At 72.5% G+C, this 21,572-nt stretch carries 21 protein-coding genes and 1 pseudogene; 8 read left to right on the forward strand and 14 right to left on the reverse strand.

Annotated features, from left to right (window positions below; genetic code table 11):
- The 6 genes from AOQ53_RS22415 to AOQ53_RS22440 form a co-directional block, all read right to left on the reverse strand.
- A partial coding sequence (locus AOQ53_RS22415; RefSeq protein ID WP_059419886.1) for a serine hydrolase domain-containing protein occupies positions 1 to 972 on the reverse strand: 972 nt, incomplete at its 3' end.
- A gap of 130 nt (positions 973 to 1,102) precedes the next feature.
- Positions 1,103 to 2,071 carry an acetylxylan esterase gene (locus tag AOQ53_RS22420; RefSeq protein ID WP_059419887.1) on the reverse strand — a complete coding sequence of 323 codons (969 nt, stop codon included), beginning with the start codon at positions 2,069 to 2,071 and terminating at the stop codon, positions 1,103 to 1,105.
- A 123-nt stretch (positions 2,072 to 2,194) separates the two neighbouring features.
- A complete protein-coding gene (locus tag AOQ53_RS22425; RefSeq protein ID WP_059419888.1) occupies positions 2,195 to 2,779 on the reverse strand; it encodes an Rv1733c family protein in 585 nt (194 codons plus the stop codon).
- A gap of 298 nt (positions 2,780 to 3,077) precedes the next feature.
- The gene (locus AOQ53_RS22430) at positions 3,078 to 3,833 is read right to left on the reverse strand and encodes a ferredoxin reductase (protein WP_059419889.1); all 756 of its coding nucleotides are present in this window, start codon (positions 3,831 to 3,833) and stop codon (positions 3,078 to 3,080) included.
- Positions 3,826 to 4,431, reverse strand: a complete 606-nt coding sequence (locus AOQ53_RS22435; protein WP_059419891.1) for a sulfite oxidase-like oxidoreductase — start codon at positions 4,429 to 4,431, stop codon at positions 3,826 to 3,828. Before AOQ53_RS22435 ends, AOQ53_RS22430 begins: the two co-directional genes overlap by 8 nt.
- Before the next feature lie 97 nt (positions 4,432 to 4,528).
- Entirely contained in the window at positions 4,529 to 4,981 is a 453-nt protein-coding gene (locus AOQ53_RS22440) for a MarR family winged helix-turn-helix transcriptional regulator (protein ID WP_099054666.1), read from the reverse strand.
- A 286-nt stretch (positions 4,982 to 5,267) separates the two neighbouring features.
- Between AOQ53_RS22440 and AOQ53_RS22445 the strand changes: the two genes are divergently transcribed.
- Positions 5,268 to 6,062: a putative protein N(5)-glutamine methyltransferase gene (locus tag AOQ53_RS22445; protein WP_059419892.1), complete on the forward strand. Its 795-nt coding sequence runs from the start codon at positions 5,268 to 5,270 to the stop codon at positions 6,060 to 6,062.
- Positions 6,063 to 6,098: 36 nt separating this feature from the next.
- Here the strand turns inward: AOQ53_RS22445 and AOQ53_RS22450 are convergent, their stop codons facing one another.
- Positions 6,099 to 8,177 carry a SpoIIE family protein phosphatase gene (locus AOQ53_RS22450; protein ID WP_059419894.1) on the reverse strand — a complete coding sequence of 693 codons (2,079 nt, stop codon included), beginning with the start codon at positions 8,175 to 8,177 and terminating at the stop codon, positions 6,099 to 6,101.
- Between the two features lie 234 nt (positions 8,178 to 8,411).
- Here AOQ53_RS22450 and AOQ53_RS22455 point away from each other — a divergent pair, with 234 nt between their 5' ends.
- Positions 8,412 to 8,780, forward strand: a complete 369-nt coding sequence (locus AOQ53_RS22455) for a hypothetical protein (RefSeq protein WP_059419896.1) — start codon at positions 8,412 to 8,414, stop codon at positions 8,778 to 8,780.
- A 28-nt stretch (positions 8,781 to 8,808) separates the two neighbouring features.
- Here the strand turns inward: AOQ53_RS22455 and AOQ53_RS22460 are convergent, their stop codons facing one another.
- Complete coding sequence (locus AOQ53_RS22460) at positions 8,809 to 9,978, reverse strand: M20 family metallopeptidase (protein WP_059419897.1); 1,170 nt, start codon at positions 9,976 to 9,978, stop codon at positions 8,809 to 8,811.
- A gap of 97 nt (positions 9,979 to 10,075) precedes the next feature.
- Between AOQ53_RS22460 and AOQ53_RS22465 the strand changes: the two genes are divergently transcribed.
- Both AOQ53_RS22465 and AOQ53_RS22470 read left to right on the forward strand, forming a co-directional pair.
- Positions 10,076 to 12,091, forward strand: a complete 2,016-nt coding sequence (locus AOQ53_RS22465) for an FAD-dependent oxidoreductase (RefSeq protein ID WP_059419898.1) — start codon at positions 10,076 to 10,078, stop codon at positions 12,089 to 12,091.
- A 28-nt stretch (positions 12,092 to 12,119) separates the two neighbouring features.
- Complete coding sequence (locus AOQ53_RS22470; RefSeq protein ID WP_059419899.1) at positions 12,120 to 12,680, forward strand: PadR family transcriptional regulator; 561 nt, start codon at positions 12,120 to 12,122, stop codon at positions 12,678 to 12,680.
- 66 nt (positions 12,681 to 12,746) lie between these two features.
- Here the strand turns inward: AOQ53_RS22470 and AOQ53_RS22475 are convergent, their stop codons facing one another.
- Positions 12,747 to 13,289 (reverse strand): hypothetical protein, encoded by a 543-nt coding sequence (locus tag AOQ53_RS22475; RefSeq protein ID WP_059419901.1) that lies wholly within the window; start codon positions 13,287 to 13,289, stop codon positions 12,747 to 12,749.
- 170 nt (positions 13,290 to 13,459) lie between these two features.
- Positions 13,460 to 14,272: a fibronectin type III domain-containing protein gene (locus AOQ53_RS22480; RefSeq protein WP_408055176.1), complete on the reverse strand. Its 813-nt coding sequence runs from the start codon at positions 14,270 to 14,272 to the stop codon at positions 13,460 to 13,462.
- A 572-nt stretch (positions 14,273 to 14,844) separates the two neighbouring features.
- Between AOQ53_RS22480 and AOQ53_RS22485 the strand changes: the two genes are divergently transcribed.
- Entirely contained in the window at positions 14,845 to 15,594 is a 750-nt protein-coding gene (locus tag AOQ53_RS22485) for a glycoside hydrolase family 75 protein (RefSeq protein ID WP_059419904.1), read from the forward strand.
- Between the two features lie 101 nt (positions 15,595 to 15,695).
- On the opposite strand, the gene AOQ53_RS22490 is transcribed toward AOQ53_RS22485, so the two are convergent.
- Genes AOQ53_RS22490 through dhaK form a run of 3 tightly spaced genes read right to left on the reverse strand, consistent with a single transcriptional unit; the run spans position 15,696 to position 17,740 of the window.
- Positions 15,696 to 16,106: a PTS-dependent dihydroxyacetone kinase phosphotransferase subunit DhaM gene (locus tag AOQ53_RS22490; protein ID WP_059419906.1), complete on the reverse strand. Its 411-nt coding sequence runs from the start codon at positions 16,104 to 16,106 to the stop codon at positions 15,696 to 15,698.
- Complete coding sequence (gene dhaL / locus AOQ53_RS22495; protein WP_059419908.1) at positions 16,099 to 16,698, reverse strand: dihydroxyacetone kinase subunit DhaL; 600 nt, start codon at positions 16,696 to 16,698, stop codon at positions 16,099 to 16,101. Before dhaL ends, AOQ53_RS22490 begins: the two co-directional genes overlap by 8 nt.
- Positions 16,699 to 16,747: 49 nt before the next feature.
- The gene (gene dhaK / locus AOQ53_RS22500) at positions 16,748 to 17,740 is read right to left on the reverse strand and encodes a dihydroxyacetone kinase subunit DhaK (RefSeq protein ID WP_059419910.1); all 993 of its coding nucleotides are present in this window, start codon (positions 17,738 to 17,740) and stop codon (positions 16,748 to 16,750) included.
- A 592-nt stretch (positions 17,741 to 18,332) separates the two neighbouring features.
- Here dhaK and AOQ53_RS46460 point away from each other — a divergent pair.
- The 3 genes and pseudogenes from AOQ53_RS46460 to AOQ53_RS22515 form a co-directional block, all read left to right on the forward strand.
- Positions 18,333 to 18,716 (forward strand): annotated as a pseudogene (locus tag AOQ53_RS46460) (AAA family ATPase); the annotation flags it as partial.
- Positions 18,717 to 18,847: 131 nt separating this feature from the next.
- Positions 18,848 to 19,918 (forward strand): PucR family transcriptional regulator, encoded by a 1,071-nt coding sequence (locus tag AOQ53_RS22510; protein WP_059419914.1) that lies wholly within the window; start codon positions 18,848 to 18,850, stop codon positions 19,916 to 19,918.
- Positions 19,919 to 20,067: 149 nt separating this feature from the next.
- Positions 20,068 to 21,276, forward strand: coding sequence for a lactonase family protein (locus AOQ53_RS22515; RefSeq protein WP_063888940.1), 1,209 nt, complete (start codon positions 20,068 to 20,070; stop codon positions 21,274 to 21,276).
- A 15-nt stretch (positions 21,277 to 21,291) separates the two neighbouring features.
- Here the strand turns inward: AOQ53_RS22515 and AOQ53_RS22520 are convergent, their stop codons facing one another.
- Positions 21,292 to 21,561: a hypothetical protein gene (locus AOQ53_RS22520; protein ID WP_059419916.1), complete on the reverse strand. Its 270-nt coding sequence runs from the start codon at positions 21,559 to 21,561 to the stop codon at positions 21,292 to 21,294.
- Between the last annotated feature and the right edge of the window lie 11 nt (positions 21,562 to 21,572).

The raw sequence follows: 21,572 nt of genomic DNA on the forward strand, positions 1-21,572 counted from the left end.
CCACAGCCCGAGCCCCGCCTCCGTCTCGCCCAACCCGGCGCCGAGCACCAGATCCCGGCAGCCGCCCTGTCCCTCGCGCACCCGCTCGGCCGCCTCGGGAGACAGGACGCGGTGGCCCCCGTACGAGCCGCGCCCCGCGAAGACGCCGTAGAGCTCGGCGACCGCACGCGCGGTGCCGTGCCCGTTCGCCGCGGGTATCTCGGCGGCCCGCCACCCGGGCGTGCCGGCCCCGGCGGCGGACACCGGGGGGTTGGTCAGCGCGGCGATCGCCGCGGGTGCCAACTGGGCGAAGACAGCGGCCTGTTCACTGCTCATCGCTACCGGCGGCTGGTGCAGCTCGGCCACCCGCCCGCAGTCCTTCTCCGGCAGGCCGATGCGGAAGTCGATGCCGAGCGGCCCGGTCACCTCCCGCTCCAGGAAGGCCCCCGGCATCAGCCCCGACACCCGCCGTACGACCTCGCCGACCAGATGGCCGTAGGTCAGCGCGTGATAGCCGGACGTGGTTCCCGGTTCCCACCAGGGCTGCGTCGCCGCGAGCCGCTGTGTGGTCAGCTCCCAGTCGCAGAGCTGCTCCAGCGAGTGCGGTTCACGCAGCCCGGCCAGACCGGCGCGGTGGGACAGCAGATGCCGGACGAGGACCTTCTCCTTGCCCGCCGCGGCGAACTCCGGCCAGTACTCGGCCACCGGCGCGTCGAGATCCAGCAGCCCCCGGTCGGCGAGGATGTGCGCGCACAGTGCCACCGGTCCCTTGGTCGTGGACCACACGTTGACCAGCGTGTCCTGTTCCCACGGCCGGGTGTGTGACGCGTCGGCCCAGCCGCCCCACAGGTCCACCACTGTCCTGCCGCCGACGGTGACGGCCACCGCGGCACCCAGCTCGCCCCGTTCCCGGAAGTTCTCCTCGAACGCCCTGCGCACCGCCGTGAAACGCGCGTCGCAGTGACCGTGCACCTGTGCCTCGTTCTCGGACATGGCCCCTCCACCACCTCGCCGGGCCGGGCCGCCGAGGAGCGGCCGGGCGCGAAGAACGTACCGACTGGTCGGACTTGGTGGAAGCGTGCGCCGGTGAAACGGCCGGATCAGTCGCCGGTCGGCGGCGGGATCAGATGTACGAGCGCATCCAGCGCAGCTTGGCCGCCTCCTGGAAGGGGCCGCCGCCCTCGTGGTCGTTGAAGTCGTACACCTCGATCGTCTTGTCCTCGTGGCTCCAGGCGTTGAAGGCCGCGAAGACGGTCGAGGGCGGGCACGTCTGGTCCTCCAGAGCGGCCGAGAAGAGCGCGGGAGCCCCGCCGCGGGTGGCGAAGTGGACACCGTCGAAATAGGAGAGCGTGCGCAGCGCCTGCTCGGTGCGGCCGCGGTGCGTCTTGAGGTACAGGCCGATCTCCCGGTACGGGTGGCGGTCCGTGAGCCGCGCCGCGCGCGGGTAGTCGCACAGGAACGGCACGTCCGGCGCGATGCCCGCCAGGTCCGGTATCAGGCCGCCCACCGCGATGGTGATGCCGCCGCCCTGGCTGCCACCGACAGCGACCGTGCGCGTCGGGTCGGTGAGCGGATGCGAGCGGGCCGCCTCCACGGCACGCACGGCGTCCGTGAACACCCGGCGGTAGTAGTAGTTCTCCGGCGCGTCGATACCGCGCGTCATGAAACCGGGGTACGCGGGTGTACCGCCCACCGGGTCCGCTGTGCCGCCGCCCGCTCCCCAGGCGCTGCCCTGCCCGCGGGTGTCCATCACGAAGTGCGCCCGGCCCGTGGACGCCCACAGCAGATGCTCGTGCGGCAGCCCGCGTCCGCCGCCGTAGCCGATGAACTCCACGACCAGCGGCAGCGGGCCGTCCGCCCCCGCCGGCAGGATCAGCCAGCCCTTGACCGGGTGACCGCCGAATCCGGCGAACGTCACGTCGAACACCTGCACAGTGGCCAGTCCCGTGTCGACCGGTTCGAAGCGGGCGTCCAGGTCGTACTCGCGCGCCTCCTGGAGCGTCTTGGACCAGAACGCGTCGAAGTCCTCGGGCTCGGTCGACGCGCTGCGGTACTCGCGGAGTTCGTCGAGAGGAAGGTCGAACAGGGCCATGTAGGACCGCCTTGGGTGAGGAACGGCTGCGGAGACAGTGCGGATGATCACACTACGTGAGTGATCGGAGGACTCGCCAGGTCTTTTGCGGTGGTCCGTCGACCTGCCGGTTCATCGGTCGCATCACGCGTCGCGACGCGTCCACTCCGGTTCCGTACGGGCCCACTCCCGCTCCCACTCCGCCAGCCGGCGCCGCATGGCGACCCGGCGCACGACGGAGTGGCCGAGGAACACCACCAGCACCACACCGCCCGCGGCGCACGTGCCGATGGTGAGGGTGTGCTGCCAGACGCCGGTGCCGTCCACCGGCGGGGTCACACTCCGCCCCCGGGAGTCGAACCACACGTCCACGACCTCACCCGGCCGGGTGCTCCCGGGCACCCGTGCCGTCGCGGTGCGCGTGCCCTCGCCCGGTTCGCTCCAGCGCACGGTGGCCCGGTACGCGTGCTGCCCGCCGGCCTGTACCGACGGCAGCGAGGCGCCCTTCCTTTCGACGACCTCGGCACGGACGCGGTGACGCTCGGCCTGCTGCTGCGCCGAGACCGAGCGCGCCTCGCCATGGGCCCACCAGGCGGCGGCCGCCCCCACCACAGGCGCGCCCACGATTATCAGGACGGCGACCACCAGCACCGTCCACGCCTCGACGACATCCGACCGGCGCCGCAGCGGACTGCGCCGCCAGCGCCAGCCGCGCACCCGGGTTCGCATGTCGACCTCCTCGCCGTCACCGCGGCCGGAGGGCCGGACCGGCCGTGCGGTGGCGGCGTCGCCGCTCCCTCCGCGTCACGTCACGCGTGCGAGTGCCCACACGGGTCGGGTACCCCTCCGACACACATCGATCGCTCGGCACGGCCCGGGTCGCCGCATGCCGGAGCCCTCCGGCCGGAGTGCCCGGGCCGGCCGCGGCGAAACACCGGGCCGCGCACACGACGGACCGCGTCCAGCGCCCCGATGGCGAGACCTACGGCACCTCTGTGACACCACCGGAGGAGGGGCGCCGTCGAGATCAGCCGAACCGCTCGATCCGGATGCGCTCCACCGGCTGACCGGCCGTCAGGAGCAGCCGGGAGGCGTGCTCGGCGAAGGAGTTGGAGCCGCATATATAGGCCTCCCACCCACCGGAAGGCTGCTCGGCCAGGAGCGGCGCCACATGTGCGGTCGCCATACGTCCCACTGGCACACCCTCCGGCGCGCTCCGCGTGAACACGGGCGTCGTCTCGGCGCCGAACTCCCGGGCGTAGATGAGCTCCTCGGGACTGCGCGCGGACACCAGCAGCCGCAGCGGCACGGTCAGGTTCCGCGCCCGGTGGTGCCGGACCATCGACATCAGCGGCACGACGCCGGAACCGGCGCCGATCAGCAGCGCGGGCCGGTCGCCGGGCCAGGCGAAGAAGCCGCTCACCGGGCCCCGCACCTCAACCTGGTCGCCGGGCCGGGCGACGGTGTGGAACCAGCCCGAGACCTCGCCGCCCTCGACGTGATCCAGGGTCAGCTCGACGTGCCCGGAGTCGTCCGGCGGGGACGCGATCGAGTAATGGCGCTGGGCCGCATAGCCGTCCTCGGCGGTCAGCCGCACCATCAGGTGCTGGCCGGGCAGGTGCCCCGGCCAGCCGGGCACGGCGAACCGGAAGGTGGTGGCACGTGCGGTCTCGCGGCGGATCCCGGTCAGCGTGGCGGTCTGCCACACGGAGGCGGCCTGCTCGCTCACGGCGATGCGCCCGGGCACGGCGAACCGCGTGGCAGGCACGAACGTCTCAGTCACCGGAGTACCTCTGCTCCTGCCAGGGGTTGCCCCGCTCGTGATAGCCGTTCCGCTCCCAGAACCCCGGCTCGTCGTGATCGAGGATCCGCAGGCCCGCTATCCACTTGGCGCTCTTCCAGAAGTACAGGTGCGGCACCAGCAGCCGCGCCGGGCCGCCGTGCTCGGGGGCGAGCGGCCTGCCGTCGTACTCCCACACGATCCAGGCGCGCCCGCCGGTCAGGTCGGCGAGCGGGAGGTTCGTGGTGTAGCCGGTGTGCGAGTAGGCGACGGCATGGGTCGCCGACCCATGGGGCCGGACCACATCCCAGAACGCGTCCAGGGACACCCCCGCGAACCGCACCCCGAACTTCGACCAGCTCGTCACACAGTGGATGGCGCCCTCGTACGCCGACGGCGGCAGCCGGTGTGCCTCCTCCCAGTCCCAGGTGCGGGGCTCGTCCACCAGACCGTCGATACGGAACGTCCAGTCGGCGGGGGCGAGGTCGGGCGTGACCTCGGCGGACAGGACGGGCCAGTCGTCGCCCGCGTCGTACTGGCCGGGCGGCAGACCGGGGTCGGCCACACGTGGGCGCCCGGTGAAGCCTCGGGTGATGTGCATGCGGTGTGCCTCCGGGCCGGTTCCGACGGTGCCCCGCCGGGCCGGCGTGATCAGTGATTGCGTATTCAACGGTACGTGGGCGCGCTCCTGGTCGTGCTCAAGTGCTGCACCCCTGGTCGTGCCGACCGGAACCCGGGTCCGCGTTGTGGCGCACGAGGTAGTCGGCGAATCGCGACAGGTCCTCGGCCGGCCAGTGCGCCAGCCGCTCCCGGAAGGCCGCCCGGCGGCTCTCGGTGACCTGGGCCAGGATGCGCCGCCCGGCCTCCGTCAGGTGCAGCACCTGGACGCGCTGGTCCTGCGTGTCGGGGCGGCGTCCGATGAGACCGTCGCGTTCCAGCGCGGCCACCTGGCGGCTGACGGTGGACTTGTCCAGGGCGTAGTGGGCGGCCAGGTCGGTGGCACGGCACCCGTCGCTCTCCTCCAGGTGCCCGAGCAGCGTGTACGACACCAGCGACAGCTCCGGATGCATCCGTCCCGCCGCGGCACGGGCACGGCGGGCGAAGACCGTCATCTCCCGCTGGATGGTCTCCACGGCATCGGCCGGCTGCACCGGACCTCCTCACCACGTCGTTGCCCCGCCCTCCATGGTTGCATAGACCAACAACCTGTCCAACCGCCCGTCGAAGGAGGCGGCGGACCGCCGCGCCGTACCGGTCGGCAGGCCCGTCGGGTAGTGTGGCGGCCGGCTGTGGACGGACCCAGCCGTCGCCGAAACGAGGAGGTGAGACCCATTACCGCTGTGTCAGCCCGGGTGCTCTCTCCTCGATGTCGCGCGGATCGCCGGCCGTAGGCGACCGCAGGAGCGCCCTTCGAATCTCGAAAGGCTCCTGGCTTCCATGCCCTCCGTGTCTCCCGTTCCACCGTCCTTGCGTGACTCCGTCGTCGTCGCCCTGCGCACCGCGGGCTGCGTCTTCGCCGAGGACGAGGCCGAGTTGATCCTCGCCACCGCCCGCACCCCGGCCGAAGCCGCCGCCATGGTCGAGCGCAGAGTCGCGGGTCTGCCCCTCGAACTCGTCGTCGGCTGGGCCGAGTTCCGGGGCCTGCGCATCATCGTCGACCCGGGCGTGTTCGTGCCGCGCCGCCGCACCGAGTTCCTGGTCGAACAGGCCCTGGCCCGGGCGCCCGGCGCGGGTGTCGTCGTGGACCTGTGCTGCGGCTCCGGCGCCGTCGGCGCGGCGCTGGCCGCCGGACTCGGCCGCGTCGAACTGCACGCCGCCGACATCGACCCCGCCGCGGTGCGCTGCGCCCGCGGCAACGTCGCCGCAGCCGGCGGTCACGTCCATCAGGGCGACCTGTTCGAGGCGCTGCCCGGCGAGCTGCGGGGCCGTGTCGGCATCCTCGCGGCCAACGTGCCGTACGTACCGAGCGACGAGATCGGCCTGCTGCCGCCGGAGGCCCGCGCCCACGAGCCGCTGACCGCCCTCGACGGCGGCGCGGACGGCCTCGACGTCCTGCGCCGGGTCGCGGCCGAGGCGCCCCGCTGGCTCGCACCCGGCGGCTGCGTCCTGGTGGAGACCAGCCGCCACCAGGCACCGACCGCCCTCGACACCTTCGAACGCAACGGCCTGACGGCACACCTGGCGGTCTCGGACGAGCTGTACGCCCATGTGGTGATCGGCATCGCACCGTAACGGCCCGAGAGCGCGGCCCGACCCCGCGGTGCCCTGTCAGTCCGGTGCCGTCGCCCGCGCGATGAGCAGCGCCACGTCATCGAAGTTGTCCGGCTCGTGCAGGGTGCGCAGCAGCAGGTCGCAGACCTCCTCCAGCGGGCGGTCGGGCCCTTCGAGCAGGGACAGCAGTGTGGCGAGCCGGTCGTCGAGCGAGTCGCGCCGGGTCTCGACGAGACCGTCGGTGTAGAACACCAGCCGGTCGCCCGGCTCCAGGTCGACGGTCGTCGTGGAGAAGGCGACACCGCCGACGCCGAGCGGCACCCCGGTCGGCAGGTCGAGCAGCTCGGGAGGCCGGCCGGCCCGGACGCGCACCGGCGGCAGATGCCCGGCGTTGGCGATCCGGCACTCTCGCAGCTGCGGGTCGTGAACGGCGTAGACGCAGGTGGCGATGGCCTGTTCCAGACCTGCGGTGATCTTGTCGAGGTGTTCCAGGAGCAGGGCCGGATCGAGGTCGAGGGAGGCCAGCGTGTTGGTCGCAGTACGCAGCCGCCCCATGGCCGCCGCCGCGGGGATGCCACTGCCCATCACGTCACCCACCACGAGCGCGGTCTTGCCGCCGTCCAGACCGATCACGTCGAACCAGTCGCCGCCCACCTCGCTCGTGGCCCCGGCCGGCTGGTAGCGGGAGGCCACCTCCAGCCCGCCCGTCACGGGCGGATGGCTGGGCAGCAGGCTGCGCTGGAGGGTGAGCGCGGTGTCGCGGGCGCTCTGGTACCAGCGGGCGTTGTCGATCTGCACGGCGGCCCGCGCGGCCAGCTCACGGGCCAGCAGCAGGTCGTCCTCCGTGAACGGCAGCGGGTTGCGGGTGCGTTTGAGGTCGAGGGCGCCCAGCACCTCGCCGCGCGCGATCAGCGGCACCGCCAGATACGAGTGCACCCCGGCCCGGCCCAGCAGCTCGGCCGCCTCCGGGGACCGGGCGATGCGCGGCAGGTCCTCGTCCCTGACCTCCGGCAGCATCACGGCACTGGCCGAGCGCACGCACTCGGTGACGAGCCGGTCGGGCGCGTACCGGGCCACCTGCCCGGGCGGGTCGGCCGCCTCCAGCGCCTCGGCGGAGTCGTAGCCCTGGACCGCCAGCGCGCGGATCACGGCCGCCTCGGCCGGGCCGAGGCTGCTGCGCCGGCCCTGCACCACCGCGTCCAGCAGGTCGACGGCCGCGACGTCGGCGAGTTCGGGTACGGCCACGTCGGCGAGCTCACGGGCCGTGCGGTCCAGGTCCAGCGTGGTGCCGATACGGCCGGAGGCGTCGGCGATCATGGCCAGGCGGCGCCGCGCGGCCTCGGCCTCGATGCCCGCGCGGTACTGCTCGGTGACGTCGACGATCGAGACGGCCACGCCCAGCACGGTCCCGAAGGCGTTCTCCAGCCGGTACAGCGAGATCGACCAGGCGTGGTCGCGGTGCGGGTCGGCCGGGGTGCGTCCGATCGTGGACTGGTCGACGACCGGCTGTCCGGAGTCCAGGACCCGGCGCGCCGCGGCCTCCAGGGCGTCGACGTCCATCCTCGGCACCACCTCGCGGACCGTCCGGCCCAGGTGCTCCTCGGCCGGCACGCCGTTGAGCTCCTCCAGCGCCGGGTTGACCGAGACGTACCGCAGGTCGGTGTCCAGCACGGCCAGCCCGATCGGGGACTGGGCGATCATCCGCGTCGACAGCGCCACCTCGCGCTCCAGCCGGTGCACGGTCGACTGGTCGGCGCACAGACCGAGCGCGTAGACGTCCCCTTGGTCGTCCAGCAGCCGCATGTTGCGGAACTCCACGAGCCGCGTGGTGCCGTCCTTGCGGCGGACCGGGAAGGCCCCGGCCCAGCTCTGGCCGGTGCCCATGACGTCCGCGAACAGCTTGACCACGAGGTCGAGGTGCTGTTCGTGGACCATGATCCGGGCGGCGTACTGCCCCAGCGCCTCCCGCGCCTCGTACCCGAACAGCTCCTCGGCCTGGGGGCTCCACAGCACGATGCGACCCTCGGCGTCCAGGACCACGGAGGCCACGCGCAGGACGTCGAGCAGCCCGCTCGGCCGTGCCGGCGCGCGCACGGGCTCGTCGCCCTCGGCCACGGGGGACCCGCCTGCACTCATCCCACGCCCCGCCTTCGCCGATCTCGCGGCACGCCGTCACGGTGCCGACACCCCAAGTTCTACCGCGTGGGGCCGTCGATGGGAGGCCCCTTCCGTCACCTACCACCATCTCCCAACACGGAGCGGCCCGCTCCGTAGAGCCGTCATCACGGCAGGGGTACCGCCGGTAGTGCTCGGCAGAAGGTGGTGCTTTGCTGGGGTGGGGGCGGATATGCCACGAGAGGAGCGATCACGATGGACCGTGAGCAACCGCATCCCCACAACGTCTCGGTGGAGATCAGCGGGTGCAGCAAGCACGACGCCCGGATCGTGTTCGACACGCTCTGCGCCTGCTTCGAGTCCGACCGGTGCGCGGACGACGTACCGGAGGATCTGCACGAGACCCGCCCGACCGTGTGGCTCGGCACGTTCGATGTCGCCGACACGCACGAGGGCGCGCGACCGGGTCGGCTGTCGTCCTCCGTCGAGGCCGACCTGCACGGTGGTTACTGGGCGATCGAGCAGTTCCGCAGGAGGCTGGACTCGCTGTTCGCCGTGCGGGACATGAGTGCGGTCTCCGGTGACCAGGAGAAGGAACTGCACGTGCGCCTCGAAAGCCGGTGACCGCTCCTCACCAGCCGGTGAACGCCCCTCACGTCCCCAGCAGGCCGAGGACGGCCCGCCGGTAGACGGCGTGCACCACGGGCAGGTCCGCGAGGTGCACGCGTTCGTCCACGCCGTGGAGTCCCTCGTACGGCAGGCCGAAGCCGGCCGTGGCCGGAATGCCCTCGGCCGCCAGCAGATTGCCGATGTTCGACGGGCCCGCCGTCCTGGCCCGTACCCGCAGCCCCTCGCCCGCCGCGGCGCCCAGCAGCGCGGCGGCGGGCTGCTCGTCCTCGGCCAGCCGGTAGGGCGGCCAGGCCGCGACCGCCCTGACCTCGGTCGGCCGCGGAGCGGGCGACCGTTCGTCCAGCTCGCTCACCGCGGCCCGGACCAGGGCCTCGGCCGCTCGGGCGGCGAAGCCGGGTGTCGTACGGATGTCGACGCCGACCTCGCACAGGTCCGGCACGACGGAGAACCCCTCCCCGCCGTGGCAGAAGGTCACCGTCAGCTTCGGCGGCAGCGGGAACTCCCCGCTCGCGCCGGGCAGCGGGGCCTCGTCCAGCAGCCGTACGAGATGCGCCGCGCGCGACACCGCACCGACCGTCGCCCGGCGCGATCCGGAGTGCCCTGACGTCGCGTGCACGGCGATCCTGGCCCGCCACAGCCCGCGCCCGCCGACCACGACCTCCTCCAGCCCCGGGTAGCCGATCATCACCCCGGCCGGTCGGGCCGCCTCGGGGTCGGCGAGATACGCCCGGGCACCCCCGAAGCCGCCCGTGTGCTCGTCGGCGTCCAGCAGTACCGCGAGCCCGCCCCGCAGCTCACCGGCCCGGCCGTGCAGCTCGGCCGCGATGTGGCAGAACAGGGCCGCGGCGAGTTTCGAGTCGGCCGCGCCCCTGCCCCGCAGCCGGCCGTCGACGACGTCCCCGGCGTCGGGCGGGAAGGACCAGGCCGACTCGTCGCCGTACGGCGCGGTGTCCACGCAGGCGTCCAGCGCCCACCAGGGCCCGGGGCGGCCGCCCGCGATCTCCACCAGCAGCGCGACCGGGCGGCGGGCGTCGTCGTGGAGACGCCGGTGCGGCAGGCCCCGGCCGGCGAGCCAGTCCTCCAGGGCGGCCAGGACGGGTTCGTGGTCGTCGATGCCGGCGCGGCTCGGGCGGCGAATGAGCTCGCCGACCAGCTCCACCACGGAGGAGGAAAGGCCAAGATCCCTGGTCATGAACCTACTGTGCCCTCCATCACCTTGTGCAACTAGTTGCATAAACTGTCGGCGGTCCTCTACAACTACAGACACGACACCGCGCACGGAGGGCCCGATGAGCCGTTACCCGCACCTGCTGACCCCTCTCGACCTGGGCTTCACGACCCTGCCCAACCGGGTCCTCATGGGCTCCATGCACGTCGGTCTGGAGGAGGCCGAGGGCGGTTTCGCCCGCATGGCCGCCTTCTACGCCGCCCGCGCCCGCGGGGGAGTGGGCCTGATCGTCACCGGTGGCATCGCGCCCAACGACGAGGGACGCCCGTACGAGGGCGGCGCGAGGCTCACCACCGAGGCGGAGGCCGAGCAGCACCGGGTCATCACCGACGCCGTGCACCGCGAGGGCGGGCGGATCGCCATGCAGATCCTGCACTTCGGCCGGTACGCCTACCACAAGGACCTGGTCGCGCCCAGCCCGCTCCAGGCGCCGATCAGCCCCTGCCCGCCCCGCGAGCTCACCGACGCCGACATCGAGCGGACGATCGAGGACTACGCCCGCGCCGCCCGACTGGCCCGGCACGCGGGCTACGACGGCGTCGAGATCATGGGCTCCGAGGGCTATCTCATCAACGAGTTCATCGCCCGGCAGACCAACCACCGCACCGACCGCTGGGGCGGCTCGTACGAGAACCGCACGCGCTTCCCCCTGGAGATCGTGCGGCGGGTGCGCGAGGCGGTCGGCGAGGACTTCATCGTCGTCTACCGGCTGTCCATGCTCGACCTCGTCCCGGGCGGCTCGACGCTCGACGAGGTGATCACCCTCGCCAAGGCCGTCGAGGCCGCCGGGGCGACGATCATCAACACCGGCATCGGCTGGCACGAGGCCCGCATCCCCACCATCGCGACCTCCGTGCCGCGCGGCGCGTACACGTGGGTCACCAAGCGGCTCATGGGCGAGGTGTCCGTCCCGCTCGTCACCACCAACCGCATCAACACCCCCGAACTCGCCGAGGAGTTGCTCGCGGAGGGCGCGGCCGACATGGTCTCGATGGCCCGCCCGATGCTCGCCGACCCCGACTTCGTCATCAAGGCCGCCGCCGGCCGGCCCGAGGCGATCAACACCTGCATCGGCTGCAACCAGGCCTGCCTCGACCACACCTTCAGCGGCCTCATCACCTCCTGCCTGGTCAACCCGCGCGCCTGCCACGAGACCGAGCTCGTGCTCTCCCCGACCCGGCTGCGCAAGCGCGTCGCGGTCGTCGGCGCCGGTCCGGCCGGGCTGGCCTGCGCGGTCTCGGCCGCCGAGCGCGGGCACGACGTGACGCTGTTCGACGCGGCGAGCGAGATCGGCGGCCAGCTCAACGTCGCCCGCAAGGTCCCCGGCAAGCAGGAGTTCGACGAGACGCTCCGCTACTTCCGCACGCAGCTCGACTGGCACGGCGTCGACATACGGCTGAACACCCAGGTCACGGCCGGCGACGTCGACGATTTCGACGAGGTCGTCGTCGCCACCGGCGTCACGCCGCGCACCCCCGACATCCCCGGCGTCGACCACCCCAGCGTCCTCGGCTACCTCGACGTCCTGCGCGACGGCGCCCCCGTCGGCGACCGGGTCGCGATCCTCGGCGCGGGCGGCATCGGCTTCGACGTCGCCGAGTACCTCACGGACAGCGGCGACAAGGCGCACGAGAACCCGCAGGCCTATTTCCGCCAGTGGGGCGTCGACCTGGACTACCGCGCGCCCGGGGGCCTCGCCGCCCCCGAGCGGCCCGCCCCGCCGCGCACCGTCCACCTGCTCCAGCGCAAGACCTCCAAGGTCGGCGCCGGCCTCGGCAAGACCACCGGCTGGATCCACCGCACCGAACTCAAGCACCGCGGCGTCACCATGGTCCCGGGCGTCGGCTACGACCGGATCGACGACGCCGGACTGCACATCACGATCGACGGCGAGAGCACCGTGCTGGAGGTCGACACCATCGTGCTGTGCACCGGCCAGGAGCCGCGCCGCGGCCTCTACGAGGAACTGATCGCAGCCGGGCGCAGCGCGCACCTCATCGGCGGCGCCGACGTGGCCGCGGAACTGGACGCCAAGCGCGCCATCAAGCAGGGCACCGAGCTGGCGGCCGCCCTGTAGTGCGGGAACGCGTCCCTAGGATGAGGCCATGTCACTCCCGCACGCGATCCTCACCGCCCTGCTCGAGAAGCCGTCGTCCGGGCTGGAGCTGACCCGCCGGTTCGACCGGTCGATCGGGTACTTCTGGTCGGCGACGCACCAGCAGATCTATCGCGAGCTGGGAAAGCTGGAGACCGACGGACTGATCCGGGCCCTGCCCGCCGAGCAGCCGACGCGCGGGCAGAAGAAGAGCTACGAGGTCCTGCCGGCGGGCCGCGCCGAACTGGCCCGCTGGACCGCCGCTTCCCAGGACCCCAAGCCGCAGCGCGACGCGCTGCTGCTGCGGCTGAGGGCGGCAGCCGTGGTCGGCACCGCGGGCCTGGAGGCCGATCTGCGACGCCACCTGGAGCTGCACGAGCGGCAGCTGGCGGAGTACCAGGAGATCGAGAAGCGGGACTTCCCGCCCGGCCGGGACGGCACCGAGGACCGGCTGCGGCATCTGGTGCTCCAGGCCGGCATCGACCTGGAGACGTTCTGGACCCAGTGGCTCAGGCGCGCCCTGACCGACGTCGCCGAACTCCCGGACGGCGAGCCGACCCGCCCGGCCTGACCCGGACATGACGGCGGCCCGCCCGACCGGAGCGCTTCGGGAGGGCGGGCCGCCATGCGTACCGGATCAGAGCCGGTACGGCCTGTTGCGCCGGCGCACGTACCAGGCCGTCGCGAGGACCCCGGCCCCGACCAGCGTGCCGCCCGCCACGAGCGTGACGGTGCCGTAGTCCGTGGCGCTACCGCCGACCCCGCCCATGACACCGCGGGACGGCGAGGCCGAGGGGGACGGCGACCTCGTGGGGGAGGCCGTGGGAGAGACGACGACGGACTGCGTGCCCGCGGTGGTGCCGTCCGAGCAGATGACGATGACGGTGTACGTCCCCGAGGTGACGTTCGACCAGGCAGCGGACTGCCTGGTCGACGTCCCCGACAGGGTCACCTGGCGCCCCTGGGCGAAGCTGCCCTGACTGCTGGTGAGAAGCGAGGCGGTGCCCCAGCTGCCGTTGATCTGGGTGCACGCGCTGGTCGTGACCGACACCGTGGAACCCGTGGTGCTCACGGAGATGCCCGGGCCCGCGGCAGCGGGCACCGCGGCCAGGGCGAGGGGTAGCGCGGCGGCGGCTGCCACGGTCAGGCCGGAGCGGAGAACTGGCGATGAGTTGCGCATGTGGACTGCCCTCCGGCGGCACGGTTGGCGGTACATCCCTTGCGCCGCCGAGGATCGGGGAACGCCCGTGCTGCCTCAGGGTCAGCCAAAGCGCCCGCGGCCCCGGACGCACGCCGGGTGCCCCCGTGCAGGTGACGGGTTCCCACGGCCGGACCATGCCGAGGAGCGCGTCAGCGCCCGGGGCCCGTCGTCACCGTCCGCTCCGTCGAGAAGCCTCCCCAGGTGCCGTCCGGCAGCATCGCCCGGACCCGGACCCGATGGCTGACACCGGCGTCCCTTCCCACGTAGAACCTGTACGTGGCCCGGTCGCGCGGCGTGTCCCCGCCGTACACCAGAGAGGTGGCGGGCCGGCCGTCCAGATGGATCTGGTACTCGGTGACCTCACCGTCCACGCGCGGCGGCACCCAGCTCAGGTCGACGTAGTACGCCCCGTCCGCGCGGTGGCTCGTCGCCCGGAAGCCGGTGGGGGCCGCCGCACGGCCGTCGTCCGTGCCCGGCGTGGTGACGCGGACGGCGGGAGCGGCGGGGGAGACGTTCCCGGCCGCGTCCCTGGCCCGGACGGTGAACGAGTAGGCCGTGCCGGGCCGCAGCCCCGTGACCACGGCGGCCGTCTGGGACCCGCTCACGCCGTGGATCTTCGCGTCCCCCTGATGGATGTCGTACGACGCCACGCCACGGTCGTCCGTAGAGGCGGACCAGGACAGCTGGACCGCCCGGCTGCCGGCCGCCCGGCCGTGCGGCGTCGACGGGCGGGTGGGTGCGGAGCGGTCGTCCGCGACGGTCGCGGGTGTCCTCACCTGGACCTCCCGGCTGCGCGGCCCCGGCCGCCTCTCGGCGTCCCGTGCCCGCACGGTGAAGACATACAGGGTGGAGGGCCGGAGCCTGGTGACGTCCACCATGTGCTTCGAGCCCGGCACTTCCCTGACCTTCGTGGTGCCGCGATAGACCTCGTAGGCATCGGCCCGGGCGGTCGTGTTCCACATGACGTGCACGCTCGTCGCCGTGCCCGCTGTTGCGGTGACGCCTGTCGGCGCGCCGGGCGGAGCACCGCCGTCCCCTTCGCCCGTGCCGGTCCACCCGCAGGAGGCGACCAGGACGAGAGCCGCGCAGAGCGCAAGGCGACGGAGGTGGGAGGGGAGAGAGGAAAGGCCTCGCACGACACTGCCTCCCGGGACGGCACTCGGGAATGGTCCGGACCAATATGGCGCGGTCGGCGCGACCACATCAAGAGGGCGGATGCGATGAGCCCTCCGTGAGGGCGTCACCTCCCGCCGTTGGTGACCACCCGGGAGAGTTACGTATGCTGAAGTACCTCACGGCCGAACTCCTGGCGGACACCAGGAAGTTCGGGCCTGTCGCGCGGACCGCTGTCGTCGCAGATCCCGCGCCGGCGCGGGTGGCCGGGGAAGCCCGAGTCCTTACGCGGACTCAGGCCCCCGGCCCCTGTCGGAGGTTGGGGCCGTGCACCGTCCGGCCCTCCAGCGGTGGCCGGGTGGTCATCCCGGGGCCAGATTGGCTGAGTGCCCGTCAGGTTCCCCAGAGAGGCTTGTCTATCGTGCGTGTCCAGTCGCTCACACTGGCCGCGGCCAGCGCCGCCCTGCTCGCCCCGACGACACCGCCCGCCGCCCCGCCCCAGGCGGCGTGGCGCGCCGCCCTGCCCGCCCCGACAACACCCCCCGCCGCCACACGCCAGCCGGCGACGTGGCGCGGGAACCCCGTCAGCGCCGCCGACCTGCTGGCCGAGGTGCGCAACTGCACCCCGGTCTCCCGCGGCCGGTACCGCAGCGACAGCGGCGTCCCCGCGAGCATCCCGGTCTGCGGCACCCGAGACGCCGTGTTCTGGAAAGCCGACATGGACATCGACTGCGACGGCCGCCCCGGACCCCGCTGCAACCGCCGCACGGACCCGTACTTCTCCGACAGCACTGCCTACGCACAGTCCGACGGCCGCCCCCTGAGCGCCGAACGCCTCCCCTTCATCGTCGTGCCCGCCCCCAGCCGCATCTGGGACTACCGGGAGCACGGCGTGGGCGGCGGTTCGGTCGTGGCCGTCGTCCACCGGAACCGTGTGCAGTATGCGGTCGTCGGCGACACGGGCCCGCAGGACGTCATCGGAGAGGCGTCCTACGCCACCGCCACGGCCCTCGGCATTCACGCCGACCCGCAGGGCGGCGGCACACCGTCCGGCGTCACCTACATCGTCTTCAAGAACGCCCGCGTGTCCCCCATCGAGGACCACGCGGCAGCCGTGACGACGGGGGAGCGGCTGGCGAGGCAATTCGTCGGCACGCCGCTGGGTGAATGACCGAGCGTCAGGAAGCCGCACGTAAACTCTGCCGCCCGCTCACCCGCTCACCCGCCGGCCGAGACCGGGCACGCCGTTCTCCGGCGCGCCCGGCCCTCGTCTCACACCTTCCGATACGTGTACGCCTCCGCGGCGGCCGACTCCACCGCCGCCAGGTCGGCCCCGGTGGCCGCCGTGACGACCGCGGCCACGGCTCCCTCCACGAACGGAGCGTCCACCAGCCTCGTCTGCTCCGGGAGTTCGTCGCCCTCCGCGAGCAGCGCCTTCACGGTCAGCACCGCACTGCCCAGATCGGTCAGCACGGCGACGCCGGCACCCTGGTCGACGGACGCGGCCGCCGCGGCGATCAGTTCGGCACTGGTGCCGAGCCCCCCGCCCTCGGTGCCGCCCGCCGGGGCCACGGGCACCGCCGGACCGCCGCCCGAGAGCCCCTTCGCCAGCTCGGCGACCGACGCGGCCACCTCCGCGCTGTGCGACACCAGCACGATTCCCACCAGCCGCTCGTCACTCACCGGCGGCCTCCGCGAGTCCGGCGACGAGCAGCGCCGCCGACGTGGCACCCGGGTCCTGGTGCCCGATGCTGCGCTCGCCCAGATAGCTCGCCCGGCCCTTGCGCGCCTGCAAGGGCGTCGTCGCCACGGCGCCCTCCTCCGCGGCGCTCCGGGCCGCCGTGAACGAGTCGCCCAGCGCGTCCACCGCGGGCACCAGCGCGTCGATCATGGTCTTGTCGCCCGGCGCCGCACCGCCGAGGGTCATGACCGCGTCCACCCCGGCCCGCAGCGCCTCGGCCAGCTGCTCCGCACTGACCTCGGCGGCATCCCCGAGGGCCTTGCCGGTACGGCGAAGAAGCGTCCCGTACAGCGGCCCCGAGGCGCCGCCGACCGTCGAGATCAGCTGGCGCCCGGCCAGCGTCAGGACCCCGCCGGGCGTGTCGGGAGCCTCCTTCTCCAGGGCCGCCGTCACGGCCGTGAACCCGCGATGGAGGTTGCTGCCGTGGTCGGCATCCCCGATGGGGGAGTCGAGGACGGTGAGCCGTTCCGCCTCGCGATCCACGGACGCGGCGGTCACCGTCATCCAACGGCGGAAGAAATCGGCGTCGAGCACTGGATCTCCTTGCCTGGTAGGTACGTGGTGATCCTCTACCCCTTCCGCGTCACACGCCCCAGCGCAGACCCGGTGTCTTCACCGGCGCGTCCCACAGCCGCAGCATCTCCTCGTCGGCCTGGCACACGGTGACGGAGGCGCCCGCCATGTCCAGGGAGGTGACGTAGTTGCCCACGAGAACGCGGGCGACGGGGACGCCGCGGGCGGCGAGCACCCGGTGCACCTCGGCATTGAAGCCGTACAACTCGAGCAGGGGAGTCGCGCCCATGCCGTTGACGAGGACCAGCACGGGATTGCGCGGCCTCAGGTCCTCCACCACCGCCTCGACGGCGACCTCGGCGATCTCGCCGGACGTCATCATCGCCCGCCGTTCCCGGCCGGGTTCGCCGTGGATGCCGATGCCCAACTCCAGCTCGCCGGGCGGCAGATCGAAGGTGGGGCTGCCCTTGGCCGGTGTGCTGCACGCGCTCAGCGCGACACCGAAACTGCGGGAGTTCTCGTTGACCTGCCGGGCGATGGCCTCCACCCGCTCCAGCGGCATGCCCTCGTCAGCGGCGGCGCCGGCGATCTTCTCCACGAACAGGGTCGCGCCGGTACCGCGCCGCCCCGCCGTGTACAGGCTGTCGGTCACCGCCACGTCGTCGTTGACCAGCACCTTCGCGACCTGGATGCCCTCGTCCTCGGCCAGCTCGGCGGCCATGTCGAAGTTGAGCACGTCACCGGTGTAGTTCTTCACGATGAACAACACCCCGGCCCCGCTGTCCACGGCGGCGGCCGCGCGCAGCATCTGATCGGGCACCGGGGAGGTGAACACCTCGCCGGGACAGGCCGCCGACAGCATGCCGGGCCCTACGAAACCCCCGTGCAGCGGCTCGTGCCCCGAGCCACCGCCCGAGACCAGCCCCACTTTCCCCGCCACGGGAGCGTCCCGCCGCACGATCACCCGGTTCTCCACGTCCACGGTCAGCTCCGGGTGGGCAGCCGCCAGACCACGCAGCGCGTCCGCGACCACGGTCTCCGGGACGTTGATCAGCATCTTCACGGGTACCTCCTGGTGAGACTGGTACGTGCGCCTCTGGCCTTCATCCTCGCAGCCCGGCTCAGGCTTGACCAGTTGTCGATCTTGGCGTTTCCCGGCCCTCGACAGCGGTTCGCGGCGGCACTGATGGCGACTCGACGCCGACTCTGCCGACGGATCGTCAGGTACCCGATGTACCGAGCTGTTTTGACGGCTTCTTGACGGCCCCGGCACGCAGACTCCCATGAACACTGCCGGGAACCGGCAATGCGCGGCCCGGGCCGGATCGGGCAGCATGGCTCGCGGGGAGCACGGCGGATCGCCTTGGTGCCGGACACCGGCAGGTGCCCGGCACCAAGGCCCGGAACGAACGCGCATCGCCGGAGACGACTGAGACACGCCGCCGGGGGAGGGGACCACGAGGTGCGCACCCTTCTGGCAGCGGCCACGGGCCCGCCCACGATCCTGCTGACCGCCGCACTCGTCGTGGTCGTCTGCTTCTGGCTCCTCGCAGCCGCAGGTGTCACCGACGTCGGCAGCTCCGACGCGGACGTGGATCTCCGGGTCTGGTGCATGGGCGGGGTGCCCGTGACGGTGGCCTTGTCATTGCTGACCCAACATGAACAAGATCGCGCAACGCATCCAGCCCGTCATGAACCACACCGAACTGGCCGCGCTGATCGACGGCCACCACACGGCCGAGACCCGGACCCTCACCACCGGCGCCGAGTCCAACCCGCTGAGACTGGCGGAGCTGCGCGGCACCCTCACAAGTGAACAGACGCTGCGCTGGAGCGAGCTGAAGTAGTACGCAGCCGGACGCTGGGGGACCGGACGACGACCCCCTCGTCCGCGCCGTGGCCACCCTCGGGCTGCTCACCGACCGGATCGCGGCCGTGGAGACGGCGATCAACCGCGCGGCCGACCCACGCCATCCGATGGCCAATCCCCTCGCCGAGGCCACGTGGTCCGCCCGGCCTCGGCGAACGGGGACCAGTGAGGTGCCGCGCGGACGTCCGGCCCGGCGGCACGGGGCAGGCGACTCACCCGGCAGCGGTCAGACGCCCTCGGCATTGCCGGAACGCGGCCTGCCGGGAAAGATGTCCGGAGCGCATCAACGGGGGGATCTCCATGACAGGGCAGCACGGGCCCGAGGAGTACGGGAAGTACCTGGACGGATACGCCGGCCTCCTCGGAGACGCCTCCGCGACCGGCCGCCGGCTGACGCGGGAGGAACTGGACTCGCGCCGCGCCCTGGGCGAGAAGGCCGCGGAGGCCGGTCTCGGACTGCGCGCCCTGGTCGCCGCCCACATGGCCGAGGCCCGGGCGAACTGGCCGACCGGGAACGGTGTTTCCGTGGACAGTGTGCTCGCGGCCGCCGCCCAGGCCATGGACGCGTTCGCCGAGGGTTACGAGCGGGCCCAGCGGCACGCCGTACGCCAGGAGGAAGCCTCCCGCCGGGAGTTCATCGACGACCTGCTGTACGGCCGAAGCGACCTGGGCCGGCTGGCCCAGCGCGCGGAGCGCTACGGACTGCGCCTGTCGTACGAACACGCGGTCGCCGTGGCGCGCGGCACGACTGCCTACGACGAGGGAGATCCGGCCCTCCGGGAGGTGGAGCGCGCGCTGATCAGCCGGTTCGGTGACCGCAGCATCCTGCTCACCACCAAGGACGGACGACTCGTGTGCATCGCCCCAGGCGACCAGGACGAGGTCCTCGCGTACTTCGCGAAGCAGGCGTTCGCCGCCACGGGCGGGGGACAGGTGGCGATCGGCCGTCCACAGCCCGGCGCGGCAGGCGTCGTCCACTCGTACGAAGAGGCCCTGAACGCCCTCGACCTGGCCGAACGACTGGAACTCGACGAGCCCGTGCTGCGCGCCGCCGACCTCCTCGTCTACCCGGTCCTCACCCGCGACCGGCAAGCCATGGCCGACCTGGTGCACAGCGCTCTCGGTCCGCTGCGCCAGGCCCGCGGCGGTGCCCAGCCGCTCCTGGAGACCCTCACGGCGTACTTCGATTCGGGCTGTGTGTCCGCGGAGGCGGCGCGGCGGCTGTCTCTGAGCGTGCGCGCCTTTACCTACCGCCTGGAGCGCATCCACAAGCTCACCGGCGCCGATCCGTCCGACCCGGTCCACCGGTACACGCTGCAGACCGCGGTGATCGGGGCCCGGCTGCTGGACTGGCCGGCGAAATCCATCTGAGAGGTGACCCGCACCAGGACTCTTACGAGACTCTGACGCGACCGCCGTTCCGCATCGGCGCACCATTCCCTCCGGCCACGCTGTTCACGTCCGCAGTCGCGGACTTCGCCGCGCGGGCGACGCAGGGAGAGTGCGGAACGGACGTGAACATGCACAGCAGCCGCAGGGGCCACCGGGCCAAGTCCAGGACACGGCGCATCCTGTTCGGCGGCGGGGCCCTCGCCATCACCGGAACCGCCACGGTGGCTGTCTCCCTGGCCTCGGCCGGTCAGTACTCCGGCTCCGCTGCCGGGGCCGATCACGCCGTCTTCGTCCAGGGCAACGAGTTGGACGGCAACACCATCCACGTGTTGGCGCGGGGTGACGACGGCAGCCTGAAACCCGCGGGGGCCTACGGGACCGGCGGCAAGGGCGGTGACCAGGTCGACGCCCCCACCGATTCGTTGGCCTCGCAAGGCTCACTCGTCTACGACGACGCCTCGGGGATGCTGCTGGCCGTCAACGCGGGCAGCAACACGGTGACGTCGTTCCGTGTCGAGGGACAGCAGCTCAAGGATCGGCAAGTCGTCCGATCCGGTGGGTTCCCCGCCGGCATCGCGGTGCAGGGCAAGGTCGCGTATGTCATGAACGCGGACGGCGAGGGCAGCGTCCAGGGCTTCAGGATCACCGGTGAGGGGCTCAAGTCGCTGAAGGGGTCCCACCGTTCCCTGGGTCTGGACAACGAGGACACACCGCGCTTCGACACCTCGCCGGGCGAAGTCGAGTTCACCCCGGACGGACGCAATCTGGTGGTCACCACGAAGGGCAACAACACCGTCGAGGTCTTCCCGATGAAGCGCGACGGTCTGCCGGCCGTCTCGGAACCCGTCGTCAACGACTCCTCGGGTGGTGTTCCGTCCGCGATCAGCTTCGACCGGAGCGGGAAGCGGATGCTGGTCGCCGAGGCGGAGAGGTCCACGGTCACCACGTACCAGGTGAAGCGTGACGGAAGGCTGAAGGTCCTCCAGGAGCCGCTCGCCCACGGCCAGGAGACCCTGTGCTGGCTGGAGCGCGCGGGTAACTACTTCTACGGCGGAAACACCGGCAGCTCCACCGTCACCGGCTATCGCACGGACAAGCACGGCACGCTGAGCCTGACCAACGAGGTGGGCATCGCGACTCCGCCCTCCGCCAATTCGCAGGGCGTGATCGACCTTGCCGTGACGGAGGGCGAGAAGTTCGTCTACGTCCAGAACGCCGTCTCCGGAACTGTCGACGGCTTCCGCGTCGAAGCCGACGGTGCTCTCACCAAGGTCACCACGGCCGAGGGGCTGCCCGCCTTCGACGAGTCCGGCATGGAGGGCATCGCCGCGGTCTGAGAAGGGTGAGGGGTGTCAGGACCTGTCCGTCGGCCGGCCCACGAGGATCGCGACGAGCGCGCCGGCCAGCACTGCCCATGCCAAGGCCGCAGCCCCGGCCTGTGACCAGCCCGTCGCGGCGACGGCCACGGCCGCCACCAGCCCGGCGGCCGTGGCAGGGCCGCTCGTCGCGCACGCCCACTGCTGACGGACGCTGCCCGGCCGGCGCAGCTCGGCGATCGCGGCCCTGATCATCAGCGCGGCGACCACGACGACCACCGGCAGCAGCGACCCGGCGCCGTTCACGAGGCGGCGCG

The organism is Streptomyces azureus (genome assembly GCF_001270025.1).
GTDB lineage: Bacteria > Actinomycetota > Actinomycetes > Streptomycetales > Streptomycetaceae > Streptomyces > Streptomyces azureus.